Source organism: Streptococcus sp. 400_SSPC (assembly GCF_001072745.1).
Taxonomy (GTDB): domain Bacteria; phylum Bacillota; class Bacilli; order Lactobacillales; family Streptococcaceae; genus Streptococcus; species Streptococcus xiaochunlingii.
Genome location: NZ_JVIQ01000077.1, coordinates 1 through 4,092 on the forward strand (window position 1 = coordinate 1; position 4,092 = coordinate 4,092).

The 4,092-nt window shown below is 41.8% G+C and carries 3 protein-coding genes; 1 reads left to right on the top strand and 2 read right to left on the bottom strand.

The annotated features are described in order from the left end of the window. Window positions 1-170: 170 nt before the first annotated feature. A complete protein-coding gene (hisS, locus tag ADH49_RS09535; RefSeq protein ID WP_048692046.1) occupies window positions 171-1,445 on the bottom strand; it encodes a histidine--tRNA ligase in 1,275 nt (424 codons plus the stop codon). Window positions 1,446-1,635: 190 nt separating this feature from the next. Continuing rightward, on the bottom strand, window positions 1,636-2,628 hold the full coding sequence (gene asnA / locus ADH49_RS09540) for an aspartate--ammonia ligase (protein ID WP_048692049.1): 993 nt from the start codon (window positions 2,626-2,628) through the stop codon (window positions 1,636-1,638). Window positions 2,629-2,956: 328 nt separating this feature from the next. On the opposite strand from asnA, the gene ADH49_RS09545 reads away from it, so the two are divergent. Next, the coding region (locus ADH49_RS09545; protein WP_048692056.1) for a collagen binding domain-containing protein at window positions 2,957-4,092 on the top strand (1,136 nt) is incomplete at its 3' end.

Sequence of the window (4,092 nt, forward strand, 5' to 3'; positions counted from 1 at the left end):
ATTCTGCGTCAAACTTCCTATTTTGACTTTATCCGCAGACGCCCTTTGTATCTTAATAAGTCAGCGAACTTCTACGAAGTTCGCTGACGTCCGTACTCACCTAAGGAAAGTTTCTAAGAATTTTTCCTTCAATCTGAGACCGATACCTTCTCGGCATCCGTCTTTTCTTTTTATAGTTGATTCAAAATAGTCTGAAAATCATTTTTTACTTCTTCGATGGACGTGGTCACTTCCTGGCGAGTCTGGTTGTTTTTGACGGTGATTTGCCCACTTTCAACCTCGCTACCACCAAGAGCAATGATGGTTTTGGCCCCAAAGACGTCAGCTGACTTGAACTGAGCCTTCAACTTACGGCCTAGGTAATCACGTTCTGCGATGAAGCCTTGACGACGAAGGGCCTGAACCAATTCCAAAGCGGCTACTTCTGCTTCTAAACCTAACACAGCAATGTAGACATCCAACGATGTCTCAACAGGAAGCTCAACTCCTTGTTTATCGAGGATCAACAAGAGACGCTCAAGTCCCATCCCAAAACCGAAACCTGGCGTTTCTGGTCCACCAAAATATTCTACCAAGCCATCGTAACGACCACCCGCACAAACGGTTAACTCATTCCCATCTACTTCTGTCACGAACTCAAAAATAGTGTGGTTATAGTAGTCTAGGCCACGGACCATATTGGTATCGATGACATAGTCAATTCCGAGACCGTCTAGCATAGCCCGTACGGCATCAAAGTGTGCCTGGCTTTCTTCGTCTAAATAGTCCAGGATAGATGGAGCATTCTCAACCGCTTGCTTGTCTTCTTTTTCTTTTGAGTCCAAGACGCGGAGCGGATTTTCCTCTAGACGACGTTGGCTATCTTTTGAAAGTTGGTCCTTCATTGGAAGGAGGTAGTCGATCAAAGCTTGACGATAAGCTGCCCGACTAGCGGTGCTACCAAGGGTATTCAAGTGGAGGACGACATTTTCAATGCCAATCTCTTTGAAGAATTGGTCAGCCATGGCAATCGTCTCAACGTCTGTTGCAGGATTGCTAGATCCAAAGCATTCTACGCCAATCTGGTGGAACTGACGCAAACGGCCAGCCTGAGGACGCTCATAACGGAACATAGGGCCGATATAATAGACCTTGCTTGGTTTTTGAACCTCTGGTGCAAAGAGTTTATTTTCAACATAGGAGCGGACCACTGGTGCTGTCCCTTCCGGACGCAAAGTAATATGACGATCACCCTTGTCATAGAAGTCGTACATCTCCTTGGTCACGATATCCGTTGTATCCCCTACCGAACGACTAATGACCTCGTAATGTTCAAAAATAGGTGTTCGGATTTCTGCGTAATTGTATTTTTTAAAGGTTTCGCGAGCAAATCCTTCTACATATTGCCACTTAGCGGATTCCTGTGGCAGGATATCTTGGGTTCCTTTTGGTTTTTGTAATTTCATAGACACCACTCCTTTGCTTGCTTTGTACTATTTATTCTATCATAATTTATAGTCCGTGACAGCGCTCAAGCAGTAAAATCAGCCTACAAGCCCATCAGGAATAGAAAAAGGGAGCTGCTCCCGCCTATAAAAATAGAGCCCGCATCACATGCAAGGCTCGATTTCTTTCGTTGCTTTACTTTCAACTATCTTATAAGATATTTTCATATTGTTCGCGAACTTCCTGCGGCCAGACGCTGGTTTGGACTTCTCCGATATGTTTCTTACGAAGCAAGAACATAGCCATCCGTGATTGACCGATCCCACCTCCGATAGTTAGTGGAAAGAGTCCATTCAAGAGCGCGCGGTGCCATTCCAATTCTAAACGATCTTGATCTCCTGTAATAGCAACCTGGCGCTTGAGGGTATCTTCATCGACCCGGATCCCCATAGAAGACAGTTCGAATGCCGCCCCTAGGTTATCATTCCAAACAAGGATATCCCCATTTAAACCCTTGTAGCCATTTTCAGTTTCCGTTGTCCAGTCGTCATAGTCCGGCGCCCGTCCATCGTGCGGTTTGCCATCTGATAAGACGCCACCAATCCCAATCAAAAAGACAGCTCCATATTCTTTGGTGATGGCATTTTCCCGCTCTTTCGGCGTCAAGTCAGGATAACGCTCTACCAACTCTTCTGTGTGGATAAAGGTGATTTGCTTCGGCAAGATCGATTCAATATCATAGCGAGCTTCGACAGCTAACTCTGTTAGACGAATCGCCTTGTAGATTTTTTCAACCGTTTCCTTCAAGTAGGCAAGGTTACGGCTCCCATTTGGAATGACCTTTTCCCAGTCCCATTGGTCGACATAAACTGAGTGGGTCGCATCCAACGAATCTTCATCTGGACGAAGAGCCTTCATATGGACAAAGAGACCTTCCCCTTCCCCAAAGCCAAACCGCGCCAAGGTATGACGTTTCCATTTTGCAAGGGAATGAACCACTTCATAAGTTTCATTAGGAATTTGCAAAACCTTTACAGAGACAGGGTTTTCCACTCCGGATAGATTGTCCTGCATCCCATCTCCTACCTTACTTAAGATTGGACCTTGAACCTCAACGACTTCTAGTTTATCTTTCAAATACTGGGTAAACGTTGTTTTTACAAATGAAATTTCTTCTTGTTGGTGAATAAAACTCTTCTTCATAGAGACTCCCTTTAGATAGTATGAATTTGATTATACGCTTTTTTAGAGAAAAAGCAATACTTACCGTTTTCGAAAATTTATTTAAGAGTCAATTCCAATTATCTGATATTTGATGTACCACACATTACTTTTTTTCTACTATTTAATTTAAATAATCAAAGTTATAGTATTGAAACACGGCTTACCTTGTGATATAATTCACTACATAGGACTGCTTTATAACTGAAAACTTTAGGAAGGAGAATCTTTAAATAATTTTCAAAGAGTCCTATAATGTGTACTTAACACAAACAATGATTTTAAAAATTTAGGAGATATATTGGAAAAAATGAAAAGAATTTTTAAGGGACAACTGCCTAAGCTTCTATTTATTGCGTTTTTACCGTTACTACTAATTCTCATCACTCCAAAAAAAGTGGTGCAAGCAGCTGATGTTAGCAATAATGTCAGCTCATTAACTGTTTCATCAAACGAATTGTATAACGGAGGCCAAACAACTGTTAAATTCACTTTTGACGAGCATGCTCAAAAAATTAAGTCAGGAGATACCCTCCAAGTAACTTGGCCAGATTCAGGAACAATTCATGGAGCTGGATTTAAGAAAACCATTAAATTAACGATTGAAGGTACGTATGTAGGAGATATGGTAATCACTGATGGAGAAGCCAAAGTGACCTTTAATGACGGAATCACAAATCTTGAAAACATTCGTGGTTGGGGGGAGTTTGAAATCGAAGCCCACAACGAAACAAATACTGAGAAAGAACACACTGGTAGTTTTCGTATCACGAGTGGGACAAAAACTGTAGAGATTTCCGTCAAGAAAGTAGCTACTGGAAAGTCCTCTGCACCATTTTACTTAAAGGCCGGGGACATGAAAGCTAACGATCCCGATCATATTCTATGGAGCTTAAATATCAATAATATGAAGGTGGATGTTGATGATGAAGTACGCGTTGAAGATCAAATTCAGCCAGGCCACACTTTAAAAACAGATAGTTGGATGATTATCGTAACAGGTAAAAAGTCGGGTTACTATAGTGGATCTGATGCGATTACAAACTTCTTAAAGGATTTCCCTAATGCTCAATTTACTGCAGATGCGCAAACTGGAAAAATTTCAATTAAAATTCCTCAAGAAGACGCCGTACTAACAGGTTTCACAGTTATATATAAAACAAAAGTAACAAATCCTGATCAAGCTAAATTTGAAAACCATAGCCAAGCCTGGTATCGTATAAAAGGCGAAGCAGCTGTTGTGGCCATAGAAAAGAATTCTTCTGTATCAAATATTCGAGCAGATGGTGGTGTTGATGGTGATAAAACTACAACCACTACAACTCCGGAACCAACTACCACAACAACTACAACAACCACAGAGGAACCTACAACTACAACGACTACAACAACCACAGAGGAACCTACAACCACAACGACTACAACAACCACAGAGGAACCTACAAC

Coding starts and splice junctions, on each gene's coding strand:
- hisS (WP_048692046.1), bottom strand. CDS start 1,445: ATGAAATTACAAAAACCAAAAGGAACCCAAGATATCCTGCCACAGGAA.
- asnA (WP_048692049.1), bottom strand. CDS start 2,628: ATGAAGAAGAGTTTTATTCACCAACAAGAAGAAATTTCATTTGTAAAA.